Annotated in this window: 2 protein-coding genes; both read right to left on the reverse strand. The window is 51.3% G+C overall.

All coding sequences use genetic code 11. From position 1 onward, the window contains the following. Positions 1 to 1632 (reverse strand): HAMP domain-containing protein (locus GF404_06975; protein MBD3381922.1); only part of this gene is annotated, 1632 nt, incomplete at its 3' end. Further along, positions 1616 to 2905 (reverse strand): hypothetical protein, encoded by a 1290-nt coding sequence (locus GF404_06980; protein MBD3381923.1) that lies wholly within the window; start codon positions 2903 to 2905, stop codon positions 1616 to 1618. The genes GF404_06980 and GF404_06975, both read right to left, overlap by 17 nt. Position 2906 lies beyond the last annotated feature (1 nt).

Here is a 2906-nt window from a genome sequence, read left to right on the forward strand (position 1 = left end):
CAGGCCTGACCCCTCGCTTTTGGTGGTGAAGTAGGGAGTGAAGATGCGCCCGAGATTCTCCGTGCTGATTCCGGGGCCGTGATCTATAACGGAAATCTTTGCCAGTTCGTCATCAGGTCCGACCTCGATTTCAATTTTCCCCTCCGGATCTGATTCCAGCGCGTTTTTGACGATATTGATCAAAGCCTGCGAAAAAAGACCCCTGTCAGCCATAACCCTGCCCTCGATTCGCTGTGAATTAATTACTATTCGGCCGGTTTCGAGTTCCGCACGATAGAGCTTTAGAGATTCTTCTACCAGCCCGAGAGGGTCGGTCGGCTTCACTTGCGGTTGAGGAAGTTTGGCAAAGGTCGAAAACTCGTCGACAATCCGCTTCAGTTTGTCGATCTCGGCCAGGATAGTTTCAGACGCGTCGTCAAGTATGTCAGCGTACTGATTTGGATTTCTACGGTAGCTTCGCTTCAGGTCCTCGATCGAGACCTTGATTGGCGTGAGGGGATTTTTGATCTCATGAGCGATCTTGCGCGCCATCTGGTTCCAGGCGGCCAGCTTCTCGGCCTGGATCAGCTTGTTCTGGGAGCGCTTGAGCCGTTCGTACATGGTATTGAAACTGGTCACCAGCCGGCCCAGCTCATCGGAGGAAAACCAGAATATCTTCTGGTCGAATTTACCCTCAGCGATCTGTTCGGTTGCCAGGGATAATTCGGTCAGGGGAGCAGAAAGCCTCTGCGCGAAAGCATAACTGACCAGTCCGGCCAGGATGATCGCGGCCAGGGCCACTATCAGGTAGATCTTTATGCTTTGAGATGCGAGTTGCTTGGCCAGTGAGGGGGGATGCAGAAGCATGATATAGAAATTTTGGCCTTCAACCAAAGAATACAGGTTTTGCAGAAACGGCTGGTAAGTGATCTGATCCAGCTCGTATTCTGAGCTGATGTCATCGGCCGGACGAGAGCTCACCTGCTGTTCAAGTATCTCCTGGAGATGCTCAGGCAATGTCGAGGAATACAGCCTGCGGTCGGAGAAAACCGCGGTTTCCATATTGTACGGCAGACGGATTCGGCTCAGGTAATAGTCGTCGACAAAAATTCCACCGATAACAATCGCCACGGCAGAATCTTCATAGGTCAATGAGCGTCCGCTCAGGTAGGCCGGGTAGATATTCTCAGCTACCCGATAAGGTGAGAAGCCCTGTACGAATCCTTCCTCAATCACTTCAGCGATGAAATCGTGCTCGCTTTTACGGTTAAAATCGGTCGGCCTGAGCCCCGATGCCAAAAGCATCGAATCACGGGATATCACCTCCAAAAAATCCAGTTTCAACAGCGACTGATACTGTCCCACCAGGTCGATCAAACGGCTCTGGTCGATCTGCCCCTGGCGGTCTCGGGTGAGAACGATCTGCAAAATCTGGTAATCATCGCCGTGGCAGGCCGAGGTCACTTTCTGGGCGATGTTTTCGCCATCCTCCTCCAACTGCCTCTTGAGAGCTTCCAGTCCCTCGCTGATATTGCCGGCCTCGATCTTGCGCAGTCCACCGGATAAAAAGAAATACAGCACCAGGACAGTGATTACAAGGAGCAGGGCGGTGCCCATAATCGAGTACAGGGCAAATTTAGTTTTCAGCTTCATTTGAGAATTCCAGTGTCTTGAAGTCGATCAGGCCCTGTTTGGTCAGCCGGCATGAATTCAGCCGGTCTCCCAGGGCGATCTCGCGCAGGGGACGGTATATGAAAATCCCGGCGGGGATATCATTGAGTGTATTATAGAAGCTGTTCAATGAATCCGGGCTGACACTGTTATTGACCAGCGATCCTTCTGACAGGCCCTGGTAGGCAGGATACACAAACAGCGAACGATTGTCGTTTTCCTTCACTAACTCATCATGATACAGCATTTGACTGATAAGCTCGAGCGGGTGATCGCGTTCGAGATTGAGCGTGCTCAACAGCAAATCATATTCATTTAATTTGCCGGACAGGTTTTGCCCGGTATAGATAGTCAAATAGATGCCCTCTCTTTCCAATATCGCCTTTATGTATTCCGCCGTGCGACGAGTCGTAAAATCATCAGGGTCAATCAATATCGAAAGGTAGCGGGGGGGCTTGGTGAGACTGCGGATAATCGCCTTACCCTTGTCTATATTAAAAGTGTACGGGGAAATATTATCGGTGTCTTTTAAAAGATCGGGCGCGCTCAGGGCGACTGCTGAATTTCCGAGTGCGACCCGGCAGAGTGAATTGCGATTGAGCAGGTAAGCCAGGGCGGTCATCAGCATACCGTCAGCCAGGTAAGCGCGGGAGTTGTTGGCGGACAGGTAGGCTGACACAGCCAGCGTGTCGGCGACCATATCGTACCTGTCCTCGAATCTGGCGCGATCCTGGTAATTTATCTCAAGCAGATCTATGTCCCCGAGCTGGAAGGCCAGCTTGCGGTCGAGGTAGTCCTCGATAACTTTCATTGAAACCGTATCGGGATAAAACTTTGAATCAGGAAAGTAACGATTGCGCGCGAGCATCAGGCTGTCACCGTAGTCGTCAGCAAGTATAAAGGGACCGGCGCTGATATCATAGCGCGCATTGTAGTCGAGAATGCGTGCATAATCGATATCTTCGAGCAGAAACTGATTCCCCGGCTGAATTCTGAAACTGCTGTCGGCCACCAGAAGGGGAAGATCTTCGCCGATGACTGCCTCGACCTGTTTTGCATTCAGGTTTGTCTTCATCAGCAGACTGCTCTCGTCAATTATGTATAACCGCAGGCTGTCTGTATCTGTGGCCAGGTATTTCAAGTCCAAAGACTGCAGGGAAGTATTGTAAAACCAGTAAACCAGGCTGAAGCAGATATCCTCGATCCGGACCCTGGAACCATTGGAATAGAGCAGGTCGGGCCTGGCTTGGAGCATG

Source organism: Candidatus Zixiibacteriota bacterium (assembly GCA_014728145.1).
GTDB lineage: Bacteria > Zixibacteria > MSB-5A5 > JAABVY01 > JAABVY01 > WJMC01.

Excerpts from the sequence above, each read along its gene's own strand:
- GF404_06980 (MBD3381923.1), bottom strand. The coding sequence starts at position 2,905 with ATGCTCCAAGCCAGGCCCGACCTGCTCTATTCCAATGGTTCCAGGGTC.